This is a genomic window from Streptacidiphilus sp. BW17, from assembly GCF_041262485.1.
GTDB lineage: Bacteria > Actinomycetota > Actinomycetes > Streptomycetales > Streptomycetaceae > Streptacidiphilus.
On sequence record NZ_JBGCCR010000027.1, the window covers coordinates 56,082 to 80,872 of the forward strand.

The following is a 24,791-nucleotide window of genomic DNA, read 5'->3' on the forward strand; positions in this document are numbered from 1 at the left end:
AACCCCCGCCAGGCCTGCGGGGGTTCCAGAACATTGGCCTGGTCGACGACACCTGCTGATCCGGGATCAGAACAGCTTGAGCTTGTCGTCCTCGATGCCGCGCAGCCCGTCGTAGTCCAGGACCACGCAGTCGATGCCGCGGTCGTTGGCCAGCACCCGGGCCTGGGGCTTGATCTGCTGTGCGGCGAAGATGCCCTTCACCGGGGCCAGCAGCGGGTCACGGTTGAGCAGTTCGAGATAGCGGGTGAGCTGCTCGACGCCGTCGATCTCGCCGCGACGCTTGATCTCGACCGCGACGGTGGTGCCCTCCGCGTTGCGGCAGAGGATGTCGACCGGACCGATCGCCGTCATGTACTCCCGGCGGATCAGCGACCAGCCCTCGCCGAGGACCTCCATCCGGTCGGCGAGGAGCTCCTGGAGGTGGGCCTCGACGCCGTCCTTGATCAGGCCCGGGTCCACGCCGAGTTCGTGCGAGGAGTCGAGCATGACCTCTTCGAGGGTGATGATCAGCTTTTCGCCGGCCTTGTTCTCCACCGTCCAGCGGCCGTCCTCCTCCTTGAGCGTGCAGGGCGGGGACATCCAGTTGAGCGGCTTGTAGGCGCGGTCGTCGGAGTGCACGGCGACACTTCCGTCCGACTTGACCAGGATGAGCCGAGGGGCGGACGGCAGGTGGGCGGTGAGCCGGCCTGCGTAGTCGACGGAGCAGCGGGCAATGACGAGACGCACGGCCGACCACGCTAGCCCACGAAGGCCATTCGAAGCGATTCCACGCCAAACCCGCGAACGCGCGATCCGCCGGAACCACCGGCGTACGCGGGCGCGTTGTCACGGTCGAGTACCGGCGACTACGCAGAGCACGCGCCGTGTGACAGTCGGATCACCACAACTGTGGCTTGATCCTTTCGCCGCACTCTGGTGCCACTGTGTATCACCCCTTACGGTGAGTCACGGACACTCAGGGTAGGGAGATTGCCACATTCCGCTCCCTACCCGGCCGTTCCCTGGGACGCTGGTGAGTACGCCTTTCCGCCGGAGCTGTGGCGGGAGAGCGGACTGAGCAACCACCGTCCACTCTGCACCACCCCTCCGCGGCGGCCCGTTCGCGGAGGCACTGCGAGAGGAGAACCCATGTCGCTCGACGTCTCACCGGCCCTGCTCGAAAAGGCCGAGCGAGGCGAGGTCGACGAGAGGGAATTCGTCGACTGCGTCCGTACCTCCCTGCCCTACGCCTGGGACCTGATCAGCTCGCTGGTCGTCCAGCAGCAGGTCGACGGCAGTGAGTTCGCCGACAACCAGGTGCCCCCGCCTTCCGAGCAGGCCCGCGGCCAGCTGCTGCGCGCCATGGCGAGCAACGCGATCAGGGGCGCCCTGGAGCGGCACTTCGGTGTCCGGCTCGCATTCCAGAACTGCCACCGGGTCGCCGTCTTCCCGCCGGGGCCGGAGTCCGACAACCGGTTCGAGAAGTTCACCTCGATCCGCGCGCAGGTACTCAACCAGTCCGAGGTGTTGCGGGACTGCTGAAGACGTTCGGGGGCGGATCTGATCAAGTCAATTCTGCGGAAGCTGGGGGAGGACTTCCGCGCCCAGCCGGGCGATGTTGCCGATCGTCTCGGCCCGGTCGCCGGAGCCCTCCACCAGCAGGGCGAAGCGTCGAATACCCGTGCGCTCGTGCGTGGCCGACAGCCTGTCGGCGCAGAGTTGCGCGGTGCCCACCGCGTGCAGATCGCACAGGAGCTCGGTGTACTGCTCCGGGTCGCGCATCCGGCGCTCCCGTCCGTCGACCGTCCGGTGCGCGCCCAGGCCGTACTGGAAGAAGCCGGGCATGGAGCGCATCAGCTGCGCCCGTGCCTCCGCAGTGCTGTCGCCGACCTGGGCCACTCCGGCGGCGACGTGCTCAGCCTCGACCCGAGCGACCTGGTCGGGTGAACGGCCCGCCTCCAGGGCGGCGTTGCGGTAGGCGGCGATCATCTCCGCCTTGTCCTCGTCCCCGGAGTGCATGCCCAGCAGCATCGGCAGGCCCCGCTGCGCCGCCAGCCGGACCGAGCCGAGAGAGGTGCAGGCGACCACCACGGGCGGCCCCCCGACCGCCCGTGGTGCCGCCATCGCCGTCGGCGCCTCCGCGTACGCCTCCGTGTGGGCGTCGGGGTACGCGTCGGCATAGGCGTGCTGACCGACCGTCGGGCGCTGGCGCTGCGACGTCACCGGGTGCAGCGGCTGGATCGGGGTGAGCGGTTGCTCGGTCGCCCGCGGCACGACCGGCACCTCGGGGAAGGAGTAGCGCGGACCTGACGCGCCGACCCGCGAGGAGCGCAGCCAGCGCAGCAGCAGGTCGAGCGACTCGGGGAAACCCGACTCGTAGGCCTCCGCCCCGCCCCCGAAGACGGACAGGTCGATCCACGGTCCGCCCCGGCCGACGCCGAGGGTGAACCGCCCGCCCGAGGTGAGGTGCAGCAGCGCGGCCTGCTCGCCCAGCCGCACCGGATGGTGCGTCGGCAGCACGCTGACCGCCGTGCCGACCCGGATCCGGCGCGTCCGGCCCAGCAGCAGACCCGCCAGCGTCGCGGCGTCGGGGCAGACTCCGTACGGGACGAAGTGGTGCTCGGCGAGCCAGACGCTGTCCAGGCCCGCCTGCTCGGCCGCTATCGTGGCGGAGACGGTGCGTTCCAGGGATTCGGCGTGGCTCTGGCCGGGGAACTGCGCCGAGAGCAGGAACGCTCCGGCGGTGATCCCGGCCGGCGCGCGCCGGGCTGTCCGCTGCCTCGGTAGCCGGTACGGCGCGAGAGTCGGGACGGCGCTGGCGTGCACGGCGGACATGGAATCAACTCCTTGGCATCGCGGGAAACTTCGATCCCGCAGCTACCACTGGAGTAACTCACGTCATGTGCCACGGGCACAGCGAAAGCTGCCACTCGGCGCGATAACGGGTGGAATTGGCATCGGCCTCTGGCAGGATCTGGGACCCTGTGGTAGAGGGCCTTCGACACCGGAATCGGGCCATGACGCACCGGTTCCACTACCCTGTGAGGCACCAGCATGCCGTCCAGCAAGGGGGAATCGTGTCTCCTCGACGAAGTCGTCCCCGAGGGGACGAACGACAGAATCCCCGTGCGATTTCCGGCGGCCACTGGATGGAGCAGACCGAGGACTTCGGCGGCGAGGAGTGGCAGGTCCGGTCCGTCGCAGGCGACAGCGGCAAGTCCTACCGCTGCCCCGGATGCGACCAGGAGATCCCGCCCGGCGTCGGGCATGTGGTCGCCTGGCCCGCCCAGTCGATGGGCGCGGCCGGGGGAGTCGACGACCGCCGCCACTGGCACCGCGCCTGCTGGACGGCACGCGAACGCCGCGGCGCGAACGTGATCCGCGGCCGCGGCGCTCCCCGGTACTAGCCCGGACCGGTACCAGCTCAGACCGGTACCAGCTCAGACCGGGTCCCAGCCCGGAGCGCCGGCTTCAGGCGTCCCGGCGCTTGAGCAGCACCAGACCCACCGCCAGCGCGACGGCCACCCAGGCCAGGCAGATGAAGAAGGCCTCCAGCGGGCCGTAGGGGATGCTGGTCGACCCGTGCACGGCGGCCAAGCGCTGGCCCGCCTCGTCCGGGAAGTAGTGGGCGACGGTCTTCACCTTGGGCACCGCGCTGAGGATCGGCGAGATCAGGAAGAAGAAGGGCATCAGCAGGCCCAGCGAGAGCACCGGCTTGCGCAGCATGAAGCCGACGCCCAGCGAGAAGAGGGCGATCAGCGTCATGTAGATCGCCATGCCGAACACCGCGCGCAGCACGCCCGGGTCGCCGATGTGCGTCCGGTGGCTGCCGAGCAGCGACTGCCCGAGGAAGAACGCGACGAACGCGGTCAGCAGCGCGACCGGCAGTACCAGCGCCAGCACCGTCAGCACCTTGGCCACCATCAGCGTCGTCCGCTGCGGCACGGCGGCCAGCGTCGCCCGGATCATCCCGGTGCTGTACTCGCTGCCGATCACCAGCACGGCGAAGACGATCAGAGCCAGCTGGCCCAGGAAGATGCCGGAGAAGCTGGTCGAGGTCGGATCGAAGCTGGCCTGTTCCGACGCGCCCATCTTGCTGAAGTTGCTGTTGCTGAAGAACGAGATCAACGCGCCGAGGCCGACCGTCACCACGAACGCGGTGATCAGGGTGACCAGCGTCGACCGGACCGTCTTCACCTTGGTCCACTCGGAGAGCAGCACCGGAACCATCGTCAGCTCTCCTTCTTCTTGTTGCCCTTGGTGCTCCTCCAGTCCGCACCCCACGCGGACGCGGGTGCGGGCGCGGGTGGGGGCTCCGCGGCCTCGTCCGCCGGGAGGGCTCCGGACAGGCCGTGCGTGGGCATGGCGCCGGTGTGGTACTCGACCGAGTCTGCCGTCATCCGCATGAACGCCTCCTCCAGGGACGCGCGCTGCGGGCTCAGTTCGTGCAGCGTGACGCCGTGGGCCGCGACCAGGTCGCCGATCCGGGCCGGGTCGGCGTCGACCACCTCGAAGGCGCCGTCACTGTCCGGCCTCGCGCTCATGCCGTTGGCGGTCAGCAGGTCGAGCAGTCGCTCGGGCTGCGGCGAGCGGAGCCGGACGAAGGAGTGCGAGTTCTGGTCGATGAACTCGTTCATCGACAGGTCGGCCAGCAGCCTGCCCTGCCCGATGACGATCAGGTGGTCCGCCGTCAGCGCCATCTCCGACATCAGGTGCGAGCTGACGAAGACCGTCCGCCCCTCCGCGGCCAGCGCCTTCATCAGATTGCGGACCCAGAGGATGCCCTCCGGGTCCAGGCCGTTGACCGGCTCGTCGAACATCAGGATCTTCGGGTCGCCCAGCAGCGCGGCGGCGATGCCCAGCCGCTGCCCCATGCCCAGCGAGAAACCGCCCGACCGCTTCTTCGCGACCGCCGTCAGCCCGACCAGGCTCAGCACCTCGTCCACCCGACGGGTCGGGATCCGGTTGCTCTGCGCCATCCAGAGCAGGTGGTTGTAGGCGGTGCGCCCTGGGTGGACCGCCTTGGCCTCCAGCAGGGCGCCGATGTACTTGAGCGGTTCGCGCAGCTGACCGTAGTGCTTGCCGTCGATCCGGACGCTTCCGGCGGTGGGCCGGTCCAGGTCCAGCATCATCCGCATGGTGGTGGACTTCCCGGCGCCGTTCGGCCCGAGGAACCCGGTGACCACGCCGGTGGGGATCGTGAAACTGAGCCGGTCCACGGCGAGGGTGTCGCCGTACCGTTTGGTCAGCTCGTGGACCTCGATCATGGGCGCACTCCCTGGACTGGTCGTCCCTGGCCACACTAGGTCAGTTCCCTACCTCCCGCCCTGTACCTGCGCCGATCGGCCGCCGCGCGTCCTACGCTGGCCCCATGACCGAACAACTCTCCGTGCTCTCCGTGCGCGAGGCGGGCTCGGGCACGCCGCTGGTGCTGCTGCACGCCTTCCCGCTGTCCTCCCGCATGTGGCAGGCCCAGCTCGACGAGCTGCCCGGCACGGACGGCTCGGACGCCCGCGTCCTCGCCGTCGACCTGCGCGGTTTCGGCGGTACGGAGCTGGGTGCTGACGCCCCGTCGCTGGACCTGCTGGCGGACGACATCGCGCTGCTGCTCGACCGCGCGGGCATCGAGGAGGCGGTCGTCGGCGGCGTCTCCATGGGCGGCTACGTGGCCATGGCTTTCGCCCGCCGCCATGGGGACCGCCTCAGCGGCCTGCTCCTCGCCGACACGAAGGGCACGGCCGACACCGACCAGGCCCGCGCCCACCGCGAGCGCGTCGCGTCGGCGGTCCTGGCCCGGCGGAGCGTGCGCCTGCTGGTCGACGAGCAGTTGCCGTCCCCGCTCCTCGGCGCGACGACGGCGGCGCGCGCACCGGAACTGGTCGCGCATGTCGCTTCGCTGATCGAGAGCGCGTCACCGGAGGCGGTGGCCTGGGCGCAGAGGGCAATGGCCTGCCGGCCCGACTCCCTCGCGGACCTCCGGAAGGTCGACGTCCCGTCCCTGGTCGTCGTCGGCGCGGAGGACACCCTCACCCCACCCTCCGACGCCGAGGCCCTGGCGGAGGCCCTGCCCCAGTCCGAACTGACGATCCTCCCGGGCGCGGGCCACCTCTCTCCACTGGAGGTCCCGGAGGCCTTCAACACTGCCGTCAGGACGCTCCTGGCCCGGCTGGACTGAGACGAACAACCACGTGGGGGGCGCCAGGCGCTTTGGGGCAGGCGAGCGAGCACACCAGGGGCGCGAGGAACTGCGCGAGCAACCACCCTGTCCGGATGGCCCTGCTCGATCGGCGACTCACCACCATGGGTGGCTTGTCGCGCAGTTCCTCGCGCCCCTGATAGTGCATCTACCTGTGGCAGCGCTGGCTCGGCTTGTCGCGCCCGCGCGGCGGAGCCGCACATGAGCAGAGCCTCGCGCCCCTGATAGTGCATCTACCTGTGGCAGCGCTGGCTCGGCTTGTCGCGCCCACGCGGCGGAGCCGCACATGAGCAGTTCCTCGCGCCCCTGATAGTGCATCTACCTGTGGCAGCGCTGGCTCGGCTTGTCGCGCCCGCGCCCCTGGACAGTGCAACCATCTGCGGCAGCGAACAGTGATCCGTCTGCCTACCGGCTCTGCTGCGCCGGGACGCCGCGGCCCATGACGTCGTCGTCCGGGGCTGCCGCCGCGGCGACCGCCGCGCCCGTGAGGGTGGCGAGCATCTCGCGGACGTTGGTGAGCTGGGCGTTGATGCTGTCGCGACGGTTCGTCAGCGCCGCGAGCTCGCGCTCGCTCTCGCTGCGGACGCGGTCCGCCTTCGCGTTGGCGTCGGCGACGATGTCCTCGGCCTGGCGCTGGGCGGTCTCGACAGTCTGACGCGCGCGGCGCTCGGCGTCCGTGCGGAGCTTCTCCGCCTCCAGACGGAGCTGCTCGGCGCGGTGCTCGATCTCGGCGAGGCGCTTCTCGGCCTTGGCCTGACGAGCCGCCAGGTCACGCTCGGACTGCTCGCGGCGCTTGGCCAGGTTGGTCTCGAAGTCGGCGGCGGCCTGGGCGGCCTTCGCACGGGTCTCCTCGAAGAGGGCGTCAGCCTCCTCGCGCTTGTTCTGCGCGTCCTTCGTGGCCTCGGCGCGCAGCTGGGTGGAGTCGCTCTTCGCCTTCTCGACGATGCGAGCGCCCTCCTCCTCGCTCTTCGCCTTGCGGTCCTTGGCGTAGCCCTCGGCCTCGCTGCGCACCTGCTGCGCGGCGGCCTCGGCCAGCTCGCGGTGCTGCTCGGCGGCGCGGCGGGCCTCGTCACGCAGGTCCTTGGCCTCCTCCTCGGCGAGCCGGAGGATCTTCTCGACCCGGGCGCCCAGGCCGGCGTACGACGGTTCGGCGTCGGTGATCTGCGCCTGCGCCGTCTGGGTCTCGAGGTGCAGCTCCTCAATGCGCTTCTCCAGCGCGGAGATCCGGTTGAGAGCGCCGTCGCGGTCCGCGACCAGCTTGCTGATGCGCTCGTCGACCTGAGCACGCTCGTACCCGCGGCGCACGACGTCGAAGCCGTGCGGAGAGTGTGTGTCGCTCATGGGGGTGGAGTTCCTGTCCGTCTGCCAGAGGTGGTGTCTATGGAGTCTGAGATGAGGTGGTAGGGCGAATCCTGACACGGATTCGGAGTGTCATCGACGGAAAGCCGATGAAGAGTGGAGAATGACCGCTCAATCGGGTGGTTGCACGCCACCGCGTTTGCCACTCGCACGAGTTGCACCCGCTCCGACACCCGCAGGGGAGCCCCCGCGACCGCCGCCCTTGCCGGATCCTGAGCCGCTGTCGTTGTTCGCCTTGCCCGAGCCGCCGCCCCCGTGGCCCGAGCCGTTGGCGGAGCCGTTCTCGGCGCCCGCCGTGCCCCCGTTCGCCTTGCCCGCACCGGCCGGCGCCTCGAAGGCCTCGAGGGCCTGGAGCACGTCCTGCACGCGGGCGATCTCGGTGTTGATGTCCTTGCGGCGGCTGACCAGCTCGTCGAGTTCCCTGCGGCCCTCGTCGGTGATCCGCTTGGCCTCGGAACGGGCCTCGTCGACCGTGCGCTCGGCGTCGGTCCTGGCCCGGACCAGCTCCGACTCGCCTGCCTCGACCGCCTCCTGACGGGTCCGCTCGGCGGCGTCGGTCGCGGCCTGCCGGGTCTGCCCGGCCTCCGCGCGGGCCGCCTCGAGCTCGGCCACGGCGTCGGCCTTGCGCGCCTCGGCCTCCTTGAGCAGCCCCTCCGCCTTCCTGACCGCGGCGATGCGGACCTTGCTCGCCTCGGCGGACGCGTCGGACTGCATTTCGGCGGCCTTGTCGCGTGCCTCGGCCAACGCGCGGTCGGCCTCGGCCTTGGAGGCGTCCAACTGCTCGGTGGTGTCCGCGATCAGCTTGTCCACGCGTTCACCGGCCGAGCGCAGTGCCTCCGCGGACTCCTTGCGGGCCCGCTCGTGCAGTGCCTCGACCTCGCCGTGGATGCGCTCGCGCAGCTCCTCGGCACGTTCGCGGATCTGCGCCGCGTCGCCGCGCGCCTCGACCAGGATCTGGTCGGCGTCGCGACGGGCCTGTTCGACCAGGGAGCTGCCCTCGGCGGCTCCCTCGGCGGTGATCCGCTCCGCCTCCCTGCGGGCGGCGGAGACCATGGCGTCGGCCTGCTCCTCCGCGGCGGCCGTGGTGGCCAGCGCGGTGGTCTCGGCGTCGGTGGTGACCGACTCCGCCAGCTCCTGGGCCTCGGCCAGGGTGCGGGCGGACTCCTCGGCGGTGCGGGTGCGGAGCTCCTCCGCCTCCGCGCGCGTCCGGGCGGTGTCCTGCTCGGCCTGTTCGCGGATCTGCTCGGCCTCGGCCCGCACCCGGGCCGCCTCGGCGGTGGCCAGGTCGCGGATCTGTGCGGCCTCGCGCTCGGCGTCGGCGCGGAGCTGGGTGATCTGGACCTCGGCCGCCTCGTGCATCCCGGCGACGGACTGGCGGATCTGCGCGGCCTCGTCCTCGGCGGCCGCGATCCGGGCAGCGGCCTCGCGCTCGTTCTCGGCGCGCTCGGCGTCGAGCCTGGCCCGCTCCTCGGCGAAGGCCTCGGCGGCCTCCTGCCGCAGCCCGGCCAGCTCGGAGGTGACCCGCTCGCGGTCGGACGCGGCCTCGGCCCGGACCCGGGCGGCCTCGGTGGTGGCCAACTGCCGCACCTGACCGGCCTCGCGCTCGGCGGAGGCGGCGGTCTCGGCGGCGGACTGCTCCGCCTGCCGACGCAGCTCGGTCAGCTCGGCGTGGAGCGCCTCGCGGTCGGCGGCGGCCTGCTGTTCGGCGTCGGCGAGCACCTTCGCGGCCTCGTCGCGCAGTTCGGCGACGGCGGTCTCGGTGTCCATCAGCGCCTTGGCCGCGGTCTCGCGGGAGGCCTTGGCGTCGGCCAGGTCGACCGCGGCGGCCGCGCGGGCCTCGGCGCGGATCTGGTCGGCCTCGCCGTGGGCCTCGCCGAGCACCGCGTCGCGCCGGTCGGCCAGTTCGTTCTCGGCCTGCGCACGCAGCGCGGCCAGGCCGGCGGCGTGTTCGGCGGCGGCCTGCTCGGCCTGGGCGACGAGTTCGGTGGCGCGGGCGTCGGCCTGGCTGCGCTGCTCGACCATGGCTGCGTGCTCGGCGGCCATCACCGCGTCGGCCTCGGCGCGGAGCCGGGCCAGCTCGGCGGCGGCCTCCTCGTGCTCGCGACGGGCCTGGGCGCGGATCTCGTCGGCGTCCGCCGCGGCGGCCTGGCGGGCCTCCTCCGCGTCGGCCACCGCAGCCTCGCGGGTCTCGTCGGCGGCGGCCTGAGCCTCGATCAGGGTCTGGGCGGTGGCCTCGCGGGAGGCCTTGGCCTCGGCCAGGTCGACCGCGGCGGCCTCGCGGGCCTCGCCTCGGACCCGGTCCGCCTCGCCGTGCGCCTCGGCCAGCACGGCGTCGCGCTGCTCGGCGAGCTCGCGCTCGCTCTGCGCCCTGGCGTCGGCCAGGTCGGAGGCCTGCTGACGCGCCGCCTGTTCGGCCTGCTCGACGGTGGCCTGAGCCTCGTTCCGCAGCCGTTCGGCCTCGACCTGAGCGTCCGTCAGCAGCGACTCGCGCTGGGCGGCGGCCTCCGCGTCGTGCTGCTCCAGGGCCTGCTGTGCCTGGGCGGCGGCCTCCTGCGCCTGGGCCTGGAGCTGCTCCGCCTCGGCCTGCGCGGCGGACAGTGCCGCCGTGCGCTGCTCGGCCAGCTCGGCGGCCTGCGCCTCGGCGGCCTGGCGGGCCTCCTCGGCGATCCGCTCCGCGTCGGCCTCGGCGGCCTCGCGCAGGCGGACCAGGTCGGCCTCCTGGTCGCGGGCGGCCTCACGGATCCGCTCGGCCTCCGCCTCGGCGTCGCCGATGGACGCGGCGGCCTGCTCGCGCAGCGACCGGGCCTCGGCCAGGTCGACCTCGGCGCGCTCGGTGGCCTCGGCGCGGATCCGCTCGGCGTCGCCGCCCGCGGCGTCGCGCTGCGCCTTGGCCTCGGCCAGGTCCTGAGCGGCGGCCTCGCGCGCCTCGGTGCGGATCCGCTCGACCTCGCTGTCCAGGTCGGCGCGCATCCGGGCCAGCTGGTTCTCGGCTTGGGCGCGGGACTCGGCGACCTCGACGGCGGTGCGCTCGCGCAGCTCGGTGGTCTCGGCGGCGGTGCGTTCGCGGAGCTCGGCGGCGGCCTCGGCGTCAGCGGCGGCGCGCTCCCCGGCCGCGCGCGCCTCCTCGGCGCGCTCGGCGGCCAACTGCTCGGCGGCGGCCAGGATCTGGTCGCGCTCCTGCCGGGCCTCGGTCTGCACACGCTCGGCCTCGGCGGCGGCGGTGGCGCGCAGCTCCTCGGAGGCGGCGGCCGCGGCCTTGCGGGTCTGCTCGGCGGCGGCAGCAGCAGCTGCGTGCACCTCCTCGGCCTTGGCCACGCCCTTGGCGGCCTCGGCGTCACGGATGCCCTCGGCCTCGCCACGGATCCGCTCGGCCTCGGTCTTGGCGCGGGCCAGCACCTGCTCGGCGCGGCCCTGGATCTCCCGGGCGTCCTCGGCGGCGCGCGCCTTGGTGGCGGCGACCTCCCCGGCAGCCCCGCCGCGCAGCTCGTCGGCGTCGGCCTTGGCCTTGACCAGGAGTTCCTCGGCGGTGCGGGCCGACTCCTCGATCTGCGCTATGGCCTGACGACGTGCCTCGCCCCGGGTCCGCTCGGCCTCGACGGCGGTGTCGGCGCGCAACTGCTCGGCCTCGGCGCGCAGCTGGGCGGCGGCGTCCTGGTGCGCGGCGATCTCGTCCAGGGCCATGCCCTGGGCCTGCTCGGCGGCGGCCCTGGCCTGGTCGCGCAGCAGCTGCACCTCGGCCCTGGCCTCGGTGCGGATCCGCTCGGCCTCTTCGGTGGCGTTCAGGCGGACGGTCTCGGCGTCGGAGGTGGCGCGGGAGACGACCTCCTCGGCGGTGCGGGCCGCCTTGGCCAGGTGCACGGTCGCGGTGGCGGCGCCCTGGGTGCGGGCGGACTCGAGCGCCTCGGTCCGGAGCCGCTCGATCTCCGCGCGTGCCTCCTCCAGCAGCCGCTGGGCCTCGGCCTTGACCTCGTCGGCCTCCTTGATCGCGGCGGCGACCATCCGGGCGACCTCGGCCTTGGCCGTGTCCGAGCGCTGTTGACCGACGGCCTCGGCGCTGGCCAGCTGCTCCTCGGCGTTCGCGCGGAGCGTCGCGGCCTCGGTGTTGGCCTCGACACGGGCCCGCTCGGCCCGCTCGGTGGCGTCCTGGGCCTGCGCGGCGGCGGCGTTGAGCAGCCGCTCGGCCTCGGTCCGGGCACGCTGCAGGACCGCGTCGGCCTCGGCGCGGGTGGACTCGACGTCGGCGGCGACCTGGGAGGTGGCCGACTCGGAGACGGCCATGGCCTCGGCGCGGGCCACGCTCATCAGGTGCTCGGCCTCGGCGCGCGCCTGGTCGATGATCTGCCGGGCCTGCTGCTCGGTCCCGGCGCGGGCCTGCTCGGCCCAGGAGACGTTCTCGTTGACGTGCAGTTCGGCGTTGCGGCGCATGTCGGCCAGCTCGGCCTCGAGGTGGCGGCGACGCGCCTCGGCCTCGGCCTGCCACTCGGCCTGGAGCCGGGCGGAGCGGTCGGCGGCCTCCTGCATCAGCCGGGCGGTGGCGTTCTGCGCCTCCAACCGGGTGCGCTCGGCCTCCTGCCGCAGCTGCTCGGCCTGGGCCTCGGCAGTGCGCAGGATCTGTTCGGCCTGCCCGGCGACGGAGTCGAAGGCGCGCGGCTGCGCAAGCTGCCGACGCGATTCGTGCAGCTTGGCGCGGAGGACTTCCACCTGGTAGGCGAGGTCCTCGGCATGTGTGACGGCCTTCTCGCGCTCCTTGCGAAGCCGATCCATGTCGGCCTCGAACTTGGCGAGGTGATCGTCAACCTCGTAGCCGTCGTTGCCCCGCACTCCGCGGTCCCATCCGTCTCCTGCTCGCGTCGCCAGCCCGTGCGCCGGTTCGGGTGTATCCCGATCCGCCGTCCGAGTGAGCTCCTTGATGAACCCTATGCCTTACGGAGAATGGTGGCAGATCGTGGGAGAGAGTGGGCCACGAGGTCGCTGAGCACCCCCCACCCGCGCCCCCCGGCTACCGGACCGTGGCACCGGCGCATTTTCTCACGTCATCAGGGGTGCGTGCAGGGGGGTCTGCGGGTTTTTTCTCGCGCGGGGGGCTGTGGAGTCTGATTACCCGTGGGTTTCCTGGTCCGTTGCGCCGTGTGCGTCCGGGTGCGCGCCGGGGGTGGCGGAGGTGACCAGCTCGGTCAGCACGCCGTGGCAGTCCTTGGGGTGCAGGAAGGTGATCCGCGAACCCATGGAGCCGATCCGCGGCTCGTCGTAGAGGACTCGCACGCCCTTGCCACGGATGTCCGCGGAGTCGGCGTCGACGTCGGCGGTGCCGAAGGCGATGTGGTGGACGCCCTCGCCGTTTTTGGCCAGCCACTTGCCGACCGCGGAGTCCTCGCGGATGGACTCGAGCAGCTGCAGGTAGCTGGCGCCGCCGTCGGAGGTCTCGTTGATCTTGAGCATGGCCTCGCGGACGCCCTGCTCCTCGTTGACCTCGGTGTGGAAGACCTCGAAGCCGTAGGTCGCCCGGTAGAACTCGACGGTCTTGTCCAGGTCGAAGCAGGCGATGCCGATGTGGTCGATGCGCGTCAGCACGGGGAGGCCCTTCTGCAGGCAGGGAATGAGCGGTCAGGGAATGAGTGGTCGATGGTCGACGCTTCCAATAGAGCGCAACTCGTGCCCTGGCGAAACCCGTGCCGATGGTGCCCGTGATCACACCGCGTGCCGGGTGACGGTCCCTCGGCCGGTCGATACATTGAGCGGAAAACTCCCAACTGGCACTCGGTGCCGTGGCACACCGGGCGGCCAGTTCCCGTGGGACCCGTGAGATTCCCGTGGGACCCGTTCAGAACAGTTCCTGCAGAGCATTCAGAGCAAAGGGGCTCGACCACCATGAGCAACACGGCAAGCAGCGCCACCACCTCCGTGATCGTCGCGGGCGCCCGCACTCCGATGGGCCGCCTGCTCGGCTCGCTCAAGGGGTTCTCGGGCGCCGACCTGGGCGGCGTCGCGATCAAGGCCGCGCTGGAGCGCGCCGGTGTCACCGGGGACCAGGTCCAGTACGTGATCATGGGTCAGGTGCTCCAGGCCGGCGCCGGCCAGATCCCCGCCCGCCAGGCCGCGGTCAAGGCCGGCATCCCGATGAGCGTCCCGGCGCTCACCATCAACAAGGTCTGCCTCTCCGGCCTGGACGCGATCGCGCTGGCCGACCAGCTGATCCGCGCCGGTGAGTTCGACATCGTCGTGGCCGGTGGCCAGGAGTCGATGACCAACGCCCCGCACCTCCTGCCCAAGTCCCGTGAGGGCTTCAAGTACGGCGCGATCGAGATGCTCGACGCGATGGCCTACGACGGCCTGACCGACGCGTTCGACGGCATCCCGATGGGCGAGTCCACCGAGATCCACAACACCCGCCTGGGTATCCAGCGCCCCGAGCAGGACGAGATCTCCGCCCGCTCGCACCAGCTGGCCGCCGCCGCGCAGAAGAACGGCGTCTTCGAGGCCGAGATCGTCCCGGTGGAGATCCCGCAGCGCAAGGGCGAGCCGGTGGTCTTCTCCGTGGACGAGGGCGTCCGCGCCGACACCACGGTCGAGTCGCTCGGCAAGCTGCGCCCGGCCTTCACCAAGGACGGCACCATCACCGCGGGTTCCGCCTCGCAGATCTCCGACGGCGCCGCCGCGGTGGTCGTGATGAGCAAGGCCAAGGCCGAGGAGCTGGGCCTGACCTGGATCGCCGAGATCGGCGCCCACGGCAACGTGGCCGGCCCGGACAACTCGCTGCAGTCGCAGCCGTCCAACGCGATCAAGCACGCCCTGGGCAAGGAGGGCATCGGCGTCGAGGACCTCGACCTGGTCGAGATCAACGAAGCCTTCGCGGCCGTCGCCGTGCAGTCGGTGAAGGACCTCGGAATTTCGCTCGACAAGGTGAACGTCAACGGCGGCGCGATCGCGCTGGGTCACCCGATCGGGATGTCCGGCGCCCGTCTGGTGCTGTCCCTGGCGCTGGAGCTGCAGCGCCGTGGCGGCGGCGTCGGCGCGGCGGCGCTGTGCGGCGGCGGCGGCCAGGGCGACGCGCTGATCGTGCGCGTGCCGAAGGCGTAAGTCTTAGCGCATTGGGTCCGTTGCACCTCCAGGGGCGCGGGGCTCTGCTCGATCGACTGCGCGCGCGACAAGCCACCCGAGGTGGTGAGTCGCCGGGCGCGCAGGGCCATCCGCATGGGGTGGCTCTCGCGCCCACGCGGCGGAGCCGCACATCAGCAGAGCCCCGCGCCCCTTGGTAGGGCAACGTGGCAGTGCAACCGGGCCTCGGATCACTTTCTGACCGTTTGATCCAGAGTTGGAGCTCCGCACGATGATCGACGTCCCCGCGCTGGTCGAGCAGGCCCGAGAAGGGCGACCGCGGGCGGTCGCCCGGCTGATCTCCCTGGTGGAGGGGGCGTCCCCGCAGCTGCGCGAGGTCATGGCCGCGCTCGCCCCGCTGACCGGCAAGGCCTACGTGGTCGGCCTGACCGGCTCGCCGGGCGTCGGCAAGTCCACCTCGACCTCGGCGTTGGTCTCCGCGTACCGGCGGCTCGGCAAGCGGGTCGGCGTGCTGGCCGTCGACCCCTCCTCGCCGTTCTCGGGCGGCGCGCTGCTGGGCGACCGGGTGCGGATGCAGGAGCACGCGACGGACCCGGAGGTGTTCATCCGGTCCATGGCCACCCGCGGTCACCTCGGCGGCCTCGCCTGGTCCGCGCCCCAGGCGATCCGCGTGCTGGACGCGGCGGGCTGCGACGTGATCCTGGTCGAGACGGTCGGCGTCGGCCAGTCCGAGGTCGAGATCGCGGCCCAGGCGGACACCACCGTCGTGCTGCTCGCCCCCGGCATGGGCGACGGCATCCAGGCCGCGAAGGCAGGCATCCTGGAGATCGGCGACGTCTACGTCGTCAACAAGGCCGACCGCGACGGCGCGGACGCCACCGCCCGCGAGCTCAACCACATGCTGGGCCTCGGCGAGGCGCGGCAGCCGGGCGACTGGCGCCCGCCGATCGTCAAGACGGTCGCGGCGAAGCAGGAGGGCGTCGGCGAGGTCGTCGAGGCCCTGGAGAAGCACTTCGCCTGGATGGCGAACAACGGCGAACTCGCCGCGAGGCGCGTGCGCCGCGCTGCGCAGGAGATCGAGGCCATCGCGGTGACGGCACTGCGCGAGCGCTTCGGCAACGTCCACGGCGACAAGCACCTCGACGCGCTGGCCCGGAGGGTCGCGGACGGTGAACTGGACTCGTACGCGGCGGCGGACGAGCTGGTCGCCGCGGTGACGGGCTGACCGTTAGCAGAGCTGAAAGCCCGCGCCAGCGGAGCTTGCTGTTCGTCTCGTCGGGGCGCTGACACGCTCGGTTCGTGACGACGATTCAGGACCGACGCCCCAGCTCCCACGGCCGACAGGCGCGTGACCGCGCCGTGAGCGCGGCCCACCTCGTCGTCCGCGTGGCCGGCGGGCTCGCGACCACCACCGTGATCGTGGCGCTGGCCGTGGCCGGGTTCGCCGGGTGGGGTACTCCTACGGCCGTCGCTGGATGGACGGTGGCCGGCTGGGCCGTCGGGGGCGCGTTCCTCGCCGAGGTGCTCCGTGCCGTCCTCGGCCGGGACCCGTACCGGAGTCGCGGGGACTACGTCGGCGTTCTGGCGTTGACCATCCTCCTCTGGGGCTGCGCGGCGATGCTCGCCTTCAGCCTCAGCTACTTCTTCCACGCGCACGCGCTGGACGACCACGCCACGCGCCGGGTCAGCGCGACCGTCACGGGCTGCGTCGAGGACGCGGACGACGCGAACTGGTGCACCTATCACTGGGTCGCCGACGGGCACGCGTACTCCTCCCGGGACGGCGCGGCCCAGAAGTGGCCGGACGGAAGCCGGGTGACCGTCCGGATCGACCCCGCGCATCCCGAGCGTCCGGCCCAGGTCAACCGCTCCTACTGGATTGCTTGGATCGGCGTGGTGATCGGCCTGGTCGGCGTGTCCTTCGCCGCGCTGATGCGGTGGAGTCTCTGAACGGGACTGGACCGATACAACCGGACCGATACAACCGGACCGATGCAGCCGGATCGATGCAACCGGACTGATGGGTACTCCGGCCGCCCCTGCGAGGATGGGCGGTGTGGAACTCGATCCGAAGCGTCTGCTGATCCTGCGTCAGATCGCCGAAGGCGGAGGCGTGGCCGCGGCCTCCCGCGCGCTCGGGCACACGCCGTCGGCCGTGTCGCAGCAGTTGCAGCGGTTGGAGAGGGAAGCCGGGGTGCCGCTGGTCGACCGCAGCGGCGGCCGGGCCGAACTGACGGCCGCAGGGCGGCTGTTGGCGGAGTACGGGGGCCGCATCGGCGATGCGCTGGCCGACGCCGAGCGGGAGCTGCAGGCGCTCGGCGGTCAGGTGTCCGGTCCCGTCGCGATCGGGGTTCCCGGTCCGGCGATCACCTACTTCGCGACCACCGCGCTGCACCTGCTCGCCGAGTCCCACCCGGCGCTGACGCCGCGTCTCGTCGAGGCGGGGCGCTCGGACGGGCTGCGGGCGCTACGGCTGGGCGAGCTCGACGTGCTGGTGATCCAGGACGACGCCGAGGCCCCGACCCCGGTCCCGCCGGGCGCGACCGCGCGGCTGATGTTCGAGGACGAGTACCGCCTGGTGCTGCCGCACGGATGGGAGCCGGAGATCCCGGCGGGGCTGTCCGGGGTGCCGTGGGTCGGCGCTCCCGAGGGTTCACCGCGGGATCTGGCGTTCCGCCGGTTCGCCGGGAAGCATGGCATCGAGCCGTCGGTGGAGCACCGCGCCACCCACCGGTTCGCCGTCTACACCATGCTGGCCGCCGGGCTCGGTCCGGCGATCCTGCCCGCGCACTCCGCCGCACAGATCACCCACGGCCGGATCGCCGAACTGCCGGTCCCGGGAAGCTTCCTGGTCCGGACGCTGCGCCGCAGCGGCGGCAGCACGCCGGTCCCGGCGGCGGACGCCGCGGTGGAGGCGTTGCAGGCCGCGGTGCTGCGCGCCGCGGAGCACCTGGCCGAGCGCGGCCTGCCCGGCGTCGAGCCCCGGGTCTCCACCCGCCTCCGTGACCCGAGCGAGGGGCCGGGCGACGGGCCGAGCGAGGGGCCGAGCTGGCCGGAGTGAGCCGGTTCAGCCCCGCCCGCGCAGCTCGCGGAGGTGTTCGGCGACCGGGGCCAGCGCCTCGTACATCGCGGCGACCTGGTCCTCGTCGAAGCGGTCGATGAAGTGCTCGCGCACGCTGCGCACATGCTGCGGCGCGATCCGGCGCATCGTCTGCCAGCCCGCGTCGGTGAGGACGGCGTAGAGGCCGCGGCGGTCGCCCGGACAGCTGTCGCGGGTGACCAGACCGGCCGCCTCCATGCGCGTGATCTGGTGCGAGAGGCGGCTCTTGGACTGCAGGGTGGCGACCGCGAGGTCGGTCATCCGCATCCGGTGCTGCGGAGCCTCGGACAGTTCGACGAGAATGGTGTAGTCGTTGTTCGACAGCCCGTGCGGCTGGAGCTCGCGCTCCAGCTGGTACATCAGGAGACGGCTCACCTCCAGGTGCGCCCGCCACAGGCGCTGTTCTTCCGCGGTGAGCCACGGGGCCTTCTGGTGGGCCGCCTCGGTGGGGTCCTGGTCGGACTCGGCGAGGGCGACGGGGGCGGCGGTGGTGTCCATGGCCCGATGATACGCCATTTAGTTGAAACCCGTACTACTCACGGATCGTCGTCGGTTCGTCCGTGGCCTCGCCAAGGGGTGACTCCGGCTGCGGTGCCACTCGATCGAGTGGCGTGCTCTGGTGGACGCTCCGGCGCACCAACTGCTGGATGTGCTGCTGCGACTGCTGCAGTGACTCCGCGTGGGCCGCGGCCTCGACCTCCAGCAGCGAGGCGCCGTGCCGCTCCGCCTCGAACTTCGCCGCCCCGCCGCGCAGCCCGAAGAGGCGCTTGGCCAGCAGGATGTAGACGACGGCCAGCACGTTCAGGGCCAGCGTCGCGATCTTGAAACCGCTGACCTTCTCGGTGAGTTCGTAGGCTTCCAGCGGCAGGAACGCCGCCGTCGCCACCACGGTCAGGTACTCCGCCCAGCGCTTGGCCACCCACAGGCCGAAGCCCTCGACGATCTCGATCAGCGCGTAGGCGAGCAGCGCGCCCGCCGCGATCAGCAGGGTGTTGTGCTTGTACTGGAAGGTCTTCTGGATGGTGTCGACCACGGGGGAGTGGTCGATGTCGTAGTGGAAGTGGTCGGCGATCGGCCGGAACAGCGTCAGGTCCTGGTTGAAGAGCTGGGCCACCGCGTTCTGGTTGTTGCTGAACTTCCAGACCGCCCAGGCGGCCAGCACGATGAAGACGCCGCGCAGCAGCCGCTCCACGGCCAGAAACCGCAGGATGAAGAGGTCGCGCAGCGCCTTGCCGCGCGGGACGTAGGGGGCGTCGGCCGCCGGGCCCTCGCCGTTCACGGCGCCGACGGTGTAGTCACCGCAGCGCAGGCAGCGCCACACCTCGCCGACCGGCGTCCGCGCGTGCAGTCGGTCGCGCAGCTCCGGCTCTGTCGGCGCGTAGGTGATGTGCCCCTTTCGGGCGCAGTGGCGGCGGTCCCAGTCCCTCGTCATGCCGGGGAGAATATCCGCATGAAGAGAAGAAAGGGCGGTCGGTCATACTGAACGGAACACCCAGTACAGAGTCAGCACAAAGCTGAGACAGTCCCGAGAGGTACCCGTGAAGACGACCGCCGTCCACCGCCTGCGCCTGGTCTCCATGCCGGAGGGCGTCTCCTTCGTGCTGCTGCTGATCTGCACGTACCTCAAGTACAACAGCAGCTTCAACGCCGTCCCGGTGCTCGGCATGCTGCACGGCTGCCTCTTCACCGCCTATGCGATCTTCGCGCTGATGGCCTGGCGTGAGCAGCGGTGGACCTTCGGCCGGTTCGTCTGGATCATGGCGCTTTCGGTCATCCCCTTTGGCGGGATCTATGCGGAGCGTCTGCTCGGCCGCGAGGAGCGGGAGACCGCTCCGGCCATGGCATGAGACGGCCGGTCGCACTCGACTGACCAGGCGGTAACGTGTCCCCGTGCCGAAGCCGCTGAGCCTCACCTTCGATCCGATCGCCCGCGCCGACGAACTGTGGGCGCGGCGTTGGGGCGCGGTGCCGTCGATGGCCGCGATCACGTCGGTGATGCGGGCCCACCAGATCCTGCTGGCCCAGGTCGACGCGGTGGTCAAGCCCTACAGGCTGACCTTCGCCCGCTACGAGGCCTTGGTGCTGCTCACCTTCAGCAAGGCGGGCGAGCTGCCGCTGTCCAAGATCGGCCAGCGCCTGATGGTGCACCCGACGAGCGTGACCAACACCGTGGACCGCCTGGAGGCGGCCGGTCTGGTCACCCGTCGCCCCAACCCGCTGGACGGCCGCGGGGTGCTGGCAGCGATCACGCCCAAGGGCCGCGACGTGGTCGAGCGGGCCACCCGGGACCTGATGGCGATGGACTTCGGCCTGGTCGGCTACGACGCCGAGGGCTGCAAGGAGCTCTTCGAGATGCTGCGCCCGCTGCGGATAGCCGCGGGTGACTTCGAGGAGGAGGGCACCGGGCCGGCGGATGCCGAGGGCGCAGGGACCGCCGAGGCCGCCGAGGACGCTGCCGACATGCACGTCTGATCCCCTTCCGAGGCGCTCCTGGCCCGTCTCCCGGGCCTTCCTGGACCCCGCCTGCGCCCTTCCTGGGTGCCCCCTGGTAGCGTCACCCGGTTTGCCGCGCGGAGGGTGGGGCGGTGTCGGAGATCCACTTTCGGGGGTCTACGCTCGCTGGCTATGAACAAGTCCAACCCCCTGCTCACGGCCTACCGTGTCCTGGCGTACGTGACCGGCGTTGGCCTGGTCGTGCTCACCCTCGCCTGCATCCTCAAGTACGGCTTTGGGACGGGCGCGCAACTCGTCGTCATCGCCGGCATCTTCCACGGCTGGCTGTACATGGCCTACGTCGTGGTCGCCTTCTCGCTCGGCAACAAGCTCAACTGGCCGATCAGCAAGATCGCGTGGACGGTCCTGGCGGGCACCGTCCCCACCGCCGTCTTCTTCGTCGAGCGTCGCGTCGTCCGCGAGATCCACGCCGAGCTGGCCGCCAAGGAGCAGGCGGAGCTCGTCAACGCCTGACGCGAGACGTCACCACAGCGAGCGTCACCGCAGCGAGATCTCACGACAGACCCGAACCTCCGAGCGCGCCACGGTCCCACCCCGGAACGTGGCGCGCTCGCGTGTCGGCGGGCGTGGCCGAGGAGTGTCGACAGATACTTGGACGTCCCAGTAAATTGGAGATAGTAGGACGTCCGAGCATTCTGACGTGATTCTGCCGAAGGTGAGGGCCAGCACCGATGGACGCAGAGCAGATCGCAGCCGCACGCGAGCGGTGGCAGCAGCGTTACGACCGCGCCCACAAGCGTGACGCGGACTTCACCACTCTCTCCGGCGACGCGGTCGCCCCCGTCTACGGACCGGCCGACGACATCGCGTACCCGGGCTTCGAGCGGATCGGCTGGCCCGGCGAGTTCCCCTACACCCGCGGCCTCTACCCGACCGGCTACCGCGGCCGGACCTGGACCATCCGCCAGTTCGCGGGCTTCGGCAACGCCGAGCAGACCAACGAGCGCTACCGGATGATCCTCGACGCGGGCGGCGGCGGCCTCTCCGTCGCCTTCGACATGCCGACGCTGATGGGCCGCGACTCCGACGACCCACGCTCGCTCGGCGAGGTCGGCCACTGCGGCGTCGCCATCGACTCGGCCGCCGACATGGAGGTGCTCTTCCGGGGTCTGCCGCTGGCGGACGTCACCACCTCGATGACGATCTCCGGCCCGGCCGTCCCGGTCTTCTGCATGTACCTGGTCGCCGCCGAGCGTCAGGGCGTCGACCCGGGCGTCCTCAACGGCACGCTGCAGACGGACATCTTCAAGGAGTACATCGCGCAGAAGGAGTGGCTCTTCGCCCCCGAGCCGCACCTGCGCCTGATCGGCGACCTGATGGCGTACTGCGCCGTCAACATCCCGGCGTACAAGCCGCTTTCGGTCTCCGGCTACCACATCCGCGAGGCGGGCTCGACGGCCGCGCAGGAGCTGGCCTTCACGCTGGCCGACGGCTTCGCCTACGTCGAGCTGGGCCTCTCGCGCGGGCTGGACGTGGACGTCTTCGCGCCGGGCCTCTCCTTCTTCTTCGACGCGCACCTGGACTTCTTCGAGGAGATCGCCAAGTTCCGCGCCGCGCGCCGGATCTGGGCCAAGCGGCTGCGCGACGTCTACGGCGCCACGACCGAGAAGGCGCAGTGGCTGCGCTTCCACACCCAGACGGCGGGTGTCTCGCTGACCGCGCAGCAGCCGTACAACAACGTGGTCCGCACGGCGGTCGAGGCGCTCTCCGCCGTGCTGGGCGGCACCAACTCGCTGCACACCAACGCGCTGGACGAGACCCTCGCACTGCCGAGCGAGCAGGCGGCGGAGATCGCGCTGCGCACCCAGCAGGTGCTGATGGAGGAGACCGGCGTCGCCAACGTCGCGGACCCGCTGGGCGGTTCCTGGTACGTCGAGGCGCTGACCGACCGGATCGAGGCACAGGCCGAGGCGATCTTCCAGAAGATCCTGGAGATGGGCGCCGCCGGTTCCGGCCAGGAGCACCCGATCGGTCCGATGACGGCCGGCATCCTGCGCGGCATCGAGAACGGCTGGTTCACCGGCGAGATCGCCGAGGCCGCCTTCCAGTACCAGGTCGCGCTGGAGAAGGGCGACAAGCGCGTCGTCGGCGTCAACTGCCACACCGGCAGCGTCACTCCGCCGCTGACGATTCTCCGGGTCAGCCACGAGGTCGAGCGCGAGCAGGTCCGGGTCCTCGCCGACCGCAGGGCGGCCCGGGACGAGGCGGCCGTCAAGGCCGGCCTGACGGCGATGATCGCCGCAGCCCGCTCCGGCGAGAACATGGTCCCGCCGATGCTCCAGGCCGTCCGAGCCGAGGCGACGCTGGGCGAGATCTGCGACGCGCTGCGCGACGAGTGGGGCGTCTACGTGGAGCCCGCCGGCTTCTGAGGCAGGGGGAGTGACGGCGCGTCAGTCGCGCGAGGCCGCGATCTCGGCCAGCGGGTGGAGCAGCAGGCTGGTGAAGCGGCTGATCCACTCCGGGGAGGCGGGTTCGCCGCTGACCAGCATGCGGTGGACCACGGTGCCCGCGACGGTGTCGAAGATGATGTCCACGTCCTCCTGCGCCGCGACCGCGCAGTCGTCCGCGGCGAGTTCGCCGCGGTCCTGGGCCGCCGCGCGGCCGAGGTGGACGAGACGTTTCTGCGGCTCGATGATCGCCTCGCGGACGCGGGCCCGCAGCAGGGGGTCGCGGGTGGCCTCGGCGAAGAGGGCGAGCAGTGCCGCCTGGGTCTCCGGGGCGGAGAGCAGTGCGGCGAACTGGGCGACGACGGCCTCGATGTCGGCCCGCAGGCTGCCGAGGTCGGGCATCTCCAACTCGTCCAGCTGGTCCGCGACGGCGGCGACGACGAGTTCGTTCTTCGACGGCCACCGGCGGTAGAGCGTCGTCTTGGCGACCCCGGCCCGGACCGCCACGTCGCCCATGGTCAGGCCGCCCCAGCCGAGCTCGGCCAGCGCCTCGCGGGTGGCCGCGAGTATCGCGCTGTCCGCGTCGGCGCTGCGCGGCCGACCTTTCCGGGGCCCGTCGGTTGCGGTCACGGCGGGCTCCTCGCGGTGGATCTGGCGCGGTCTGGTGCGGTCTGGCGATCGGGTGGGACGGCTGTCCCGGGTCGGAGGGGCGGGTGGGTATCGCAGGTTACTTGCCGGTACCCGGAACTGCGCAGGGTCGGTGCAGCAGAAGTGGCACAGCTCACGTCGTGTCTGCTGCGCGCCGCCCTCGGCACGATATACGCTACGACTCGTAGCGAAAGAGCGACAACCACGCTGCCGCGCGGATGGGGATCCGCGCACATCGAACGTGAAACACCGGGGCTTCTGCCCCTTCTGACGCACCGTACTCCCACGCACTGCGCTCCGCAGGGCGGAGGAGACCCGGTGCGCGACGCTCCTCGCGGGCGTCCGGGGGCTTGTCGGCGCTTTCCAGGGGGCTGCCTGTCTGCGCCCCCTGTGGTGACTCGCGGCTCCCCGCGAGTGGTCTTCTTGCAGGTGTTGGTGCGAACGGCCTCGCAGACGGGGGAGGATAGGCCCATGCAGCCAGGAAACAACATGTCCCTGCGTGGCGCGGTCGACCTCGCCGCGGTCAAGGCGGCGGCCGACGCCGCGGCCAAGGCGGAGCAGATGCGCGCCGAGCGCGCACGCAAGGCCGAGGCGGGCGAGCTCGACGCCGCCACAGAGCCGCTGATCTTCTCCGTCACCGAAGCCGACTTCGAGGCCCAGGTGGTCCCGCTGTCCGCCGAGGTCCCGGTGCTGCTGCTGTTCTGGGCCGACGGCTACGGCCCGGCCGAGCAGCAGGTCCCGATCATGGAGGCGCTGGCCGAGGAGTACGACGGCCGCTTCGTGCTGGCCGAGGTCAACGTTCGGGACGCCCAGCGGCTGGCGCAGCAGCTGCAACTGCGGGACCTGCCCACCGTGCTGGTGGTGGTCGCGGGCCAGCTGATCCCGCTCTTCGAGGGCCCGGCGATGGTCGAGGAGATCCGTCCGCTGCTGGACCAGCTGATCAAGGAGGCCGCGGAGCGCTTCGGCATCGCCGGCGAGCCGGGCAGCCGCAGCGGCAAGGGCGAGCCCGGCGCCGCGGGCGCCGACGGCGCAGCCGCCGAACCGCCGCAGGACCCGGCGCTGGCGCTGGCCCACGAGGCGCTGGACCAGGGCGACCTGGGCGGCGCCATCCAGGCCTACCGCAACATCCTCGCCGACCAGCCCGCCAACCAGGAGGCGAAGCTGGGCCTGGCCCAGGCCGAGCTGCTGCAGCGGGTCCAGGGTCTCGACCCGGCCGCCGTCCGCCGCGACGCCGCCGAGAAGCCCGGCGACGTGGCCGCGCAGATCACCGCTGCCGACCTGGATCTGGTCGGCGGTCATGTCGAGGACGCCTTCGGTCGCCTGGTCGACACCGTCGGTCGCACGGCCGGTGAAGATCGGGACCGGGTGCGTACGCATCTGCTGGGGCTGTTCGAGGTCATCGGTGCGGATGATGCGCGAGTGGTGAAGGCGCGGAGCGCACTGGCACGCAAGCTCTTCTGACGGGTGTCACGTTTGTGCGCGTGTTGTGATGATCTGTCGACACGTGCATCAGCTTTATCAAATCTTGATACTTCGGCGAGGTGGTCACTCT

General features: G+C 71.6%; 21 protein-coding genes and 1 pseudogene. 12 read left to right on the forward strand and 10 right to left on the reverse strand.

Features of this window, described 5'->3' with window-relative positions; genetic code table 11:
- Nucleotides 1-66: 66 nt before the first annotated feature.
- The gene (gene nucS / locus ABH940_RS27305) at nucleotides 67-726 is read right to left on the reverse strand and encodes an endonuclease NucS (protein WP_370060863.1); all 660 of its coding nucleotides are present in this window, start codon (nucleotides 724-726) and stop codon (nucleotides 67-69) included.
- Between the two features lie 402 nt (nucleotides 727-1,128).
- Here nucS and ABH940_RS27310 point away from each other — a divergent pair, with 402 nt between their 5' ends.
- Nucleotides 1,129-1,521, forward strand: coding sequence for an SCO5389 family protein (locus tag ABH940_RS27310; RefSeq protein WP_370060862.1), 393 nt, complete (start codon nucleotides 1,129-1,131; stop codon nucleotides 1,519-1,521).
- Nucleotides 1,522-1,548: 27 nt separating this feature from the next.
- Here the strand turns inward: ABH940_RS27310 and ABH940_RS27315 are convergent, their stop codons facing one another.
- Complete coding sequence (locus ABH940_RS27315; RefSeq protein ID WP_370061843.1) at nucleotides 1,549-2,727, reverse strand: LLM class flavin-dependent oxidoreductase; 1,179 nt, start codon at nucleotides 2,725-2,727, stop codon at nucleotides 1,549-1,551.
- A 329-nt stretch (nucleotides 2,728-3,056) separates the two neighbouring features.
- Here ABH940_RS27315 and ABH940_RS27320 point away from each other — a divergent pair, with 329 nt between their 5' ends.
- Complete coding sequence (locus ABH940_RS27320) at nucleotides 3,057-3,386, forward strand: ATP/GTP-binding protein (RefSeq protein WP_370060861.1); 330 nt, start codon at nucleotides 3,057-3,059, stop codon at nucleotides 3,384-3,386.
- A gap of 64 nt (nucleotides 3,387-3,450) precedes the next feature.
- Here ABH940_RS27320 and ABH940_RS27325 read toward each other — a convergent pair whose 3' ends face one another.
- Together ABH940_RS27325 and ABH940_RS27330 are read right to left on the reverse strand one after the other, a co-directional pair.
- Complete coding sequence (locus ABH940_RS27325) at nucleotides 3,451-4,215, reverse strand: ABC transporter permease (protein ID WP_370061841.1); 765 nt, start codon at nucleotides 4,213-4,215, stop codon at nucleotides 3,451-3,453.
- Nucleotides 4,212-5,246 carry an ABC transporter ATP-binding protein gene (locus tag ABH940_RS27330; protein ID WP_370106437.1) on the reverse strand — a complete coding sequence of 345 codons (1,035 nt, stop codon included), beginning with the start codon at nucleotides 5,244-5,246 and terminating at the stop codon, nucleotides 4,212-4,214. Before ABH940_RS27330 ends, ABH940_RS27325 begins: the two co-directional genes overlap by 4 nt.
- Before the next feature lie 104 nt (nucleotides 5,247-5,350).
- Between ABH940_RS27330 and ABH940_RS27335 the strand changes: the two genes are divergently transcribed.
- On the forward strand, nucleotides 5,351-6,154 hold the full coding sequence (locus ABH940_RS27335) for an alpha/beta fold hydrolase (protein WP_370060859.1): 804 nt from the start codon (nucleotides 5,351-5,353) through the stop codon (nucleotides 6,152-6,154).
- Nucleotides 6,155-6,580: 426 nt separating this feature from the next.
- On the opposite strand, the gene ABH940_RS27340 is transcribed toward ABH940_RS27335, so the two are convergent.
- The 3 genes from ABH940_RS27340 to mce all read right to left on the reverse strand — a co-directional run bounded on the left by ABH940_RS27340 (nucleotide 6,581) and on the right by mce (nucleotide 13,105).
- Nucleotides 6,581-7,516, reverse strand: coding sequence for a cellulose-binding protein (locus tag ABH940_RS27340; RefSeq protein ID WP_370060858.1), 936 nt, complete (start codon nucleotides 7,514-7,516; stop codon nucleotides 6,581-6,583).
- A gap of 129 nt (nucleotides 7,517-7,645) precedes the next feature.
- Complete coding sequence (locus tag ABH940_RS27345; RefSeq protein WP_370106438.1) at nucleotides 7,646-12,355, reverse strand: hypothetical protein; 4,710 nt, start codon at nucleotides 12,353-12,355, stop codon at nucleotides 7,646-7,648.
- A gap of 276 nt (nucleotides 12,356-12,631) precedes the next feature.
- Nucleotides 12,632-13,105: a methylmalonyl-CoA epimerase gene (gene mce / locus ABH940_RS27350; protein WP_370060856.1), complete on the reverse strand. Its 474-nt coding sequence runs from the start codon at nucleotides 13,103-13,105 to the stop codon at nucleotides 12,632-12,634.
- A gap of 297 nt (nucleotides 13,106-13,402) precedes the next feature.
- Between mce and ABH940_RS27355 the strand changes: the two genes are divergently transcribed.
- The 4 genes from ABH940_RS27355 (at nucleotide 13,403) to ABH940_RS27370 (ending at nucleotide 17,651) form a co-directional block, all read left to right on the forward strand.
- The gene (locus tag ABH940_RS27355; RefSeq protein WP_370060855.1) at nucleotides 13,403-14,611 is read left to right on the forward strand and encodes an acetyl-CoA C-acetyltransferase; all 1,209 of its coding nucleotides are present in this window, start codon (nucleotides 13,403-13,405) and stop codon (nucleotides 14,609-14,611) included.
- Between the two features lie 250 nt (nucleotides 14,612-14,861).
- Nucleotides 14,862-15,815 (forward strand): methylmalonyl Co-A mutase-associated GTPase MeaB, encoded by a 954-nt coding sequence (gene meaB, locus ABH940_RS27360; protein ID WP_370061839.1) that lies wholly within the window; start codon nucleotides 14,862-14,864, stop codon nucleotides 15,813-15,815.
- A 74-nt stretch (nucleotides 15,816-15,889) separates the two neighbouring features.
- Entirely contained in the window at nucleotides 15,890-16,540 is a 651-nt protein-coding gene (locus ABH940_RS27365; protein ID WP_370106439.1) for a DUF3592 domain-containing protein, read from the forward strand.
- Nucleotides 16,541-16,646: 106 nt separating this feature from the next.
- Nucleotides 16,647-17,651 carry a LysR family transcriptional regulator gene (locus ABH940_RS27370; RefSeq protein ID WP_370060853.1) on the forward strand — a complete coding sequence of 335 codons (1,005 nt, stop codon included), beginning with the start codon at nucleotides 16,647-16,649 and terminating at the stop codon, nucleotides 17,649-17,651.
- Nucleotides 17,652-17,657: 6 nt separating this feature from the next.
- Here the strand turns inward: ABH940_RS27370 and ABH940_RS27375 are convergent, their stop codons facing one another.
- The gene (locus tag ABH940_RS27375) at nucleotides 17,658-18,188 is read right to left on the reverse strand and encodes a MarR family winged helix-turn-helix transcriptional regulator (protein ID WP_370060852.1); all 531 of its coding nucleotides are present in this window, start codon (nucleotides 18,186-18,188) and stop codon (nucleotides 17,658-17,660) included.
- Between the two features lie 184 nt (nucleotides 18,189-18,372).
- Nucleotides 18,373-19,122, reverse strand: a pseudogene (locus ABH940_RS27380) (DUF2127 domain-containing protein); the annotation flags it as partial.
- Between the two features lie 106 nt (nucleotides 19,123-19,228).
- Between ABH940_RS27380 and ABH940_RS27385 the strand changes: the two are divergent.
- The 4 genes from ABH940_RS27385 (at nucleotide 19,229) to ABH940_RS27400 (ending at nucleotide 22,573) form a co-directional block, all read left to right on the forward strand.
- Nucleotides 19,229-19,537, forward strand: coding sequence for a DUF3817 domain-containing protein (locus ABH940_RS27385; RefSeq protein ID WP_370060851.1), 309 nt, complete (start codon nucleotides 19,229-19,231; stop codon nucleotides 19,535-19,537).
- A gap of 43 nt (nucleotides 19,538-19,580) precedes the next feature.
- Entirely contained in the window at nucleotides 19,581-20,162 is a 582-nt protein-coding gene (locus ABH940_RS27390) for a MarR family winged helix-turn-helix transcriptional regulator (protein WP_370060850.1), read from the forward strand.
- Between the two features lie 153 nt (nucleotides 20,163-20,315).
- A complete protein-coding gene (locus ABH940_RS27395) occupies nucleotides 20,316-20,657 on the forward strand; it encodes a DUF3817 domain-containing protein (protein WP_370060849.1) in 342 nt (113 codons plus the stop codon).
- Nucleotides 20,658-20,875: 218 nt separating this feature from the next.
- Nucleotides 20,876-22,573, forward strand: coding sequence for a methylmalonyl-CoA mutase (locus ABH940_RS27400; protein ID WP_370106440.1), 1,698 nt, complete (start codon nucleotides 20,876-20,878; stop codon nucleotides 22,571-22,573).
- Between the two features lie 21 nt (nucleotides 22,574-22,594).
- On the opposite strand, the gene ABH940_RS27405 is transcribed toward ABH940_RS27400, so the two are convergent.
- On the reverse strand, nucleotides 22,595-23,221 hold the full coding sequence (locus ABH940_RS27405; protein WP_370060847.1) for a TetR/AcrR family transcriptional regulator: 627 nt from the start codon (nucleotides 23,219-23,221) through the stop codon (nucleotides 22,595-22,597).
- Nucleotides 23,222-23,710: 489 nt separating this feature from the next.
- On the opposite strand from ABH940_RS27405, the gene ABH940_RS27410 reads away from it, so the two are divergent.
- Nucleotides 23,711-24,700: a tetratricopeptide repeat protein gene (locus ABH940_RS27410; RefSeq protein WP_370106441.1), complete on the forward strand. Its 990-nt coding sequence runs from the start codon at nucleotides 23,711-23,713 to the stop codon at nucleotides 24,698-24,700.
- Nucleotides 24,701-24,791 lie beyond the last annotated feature (91 nt).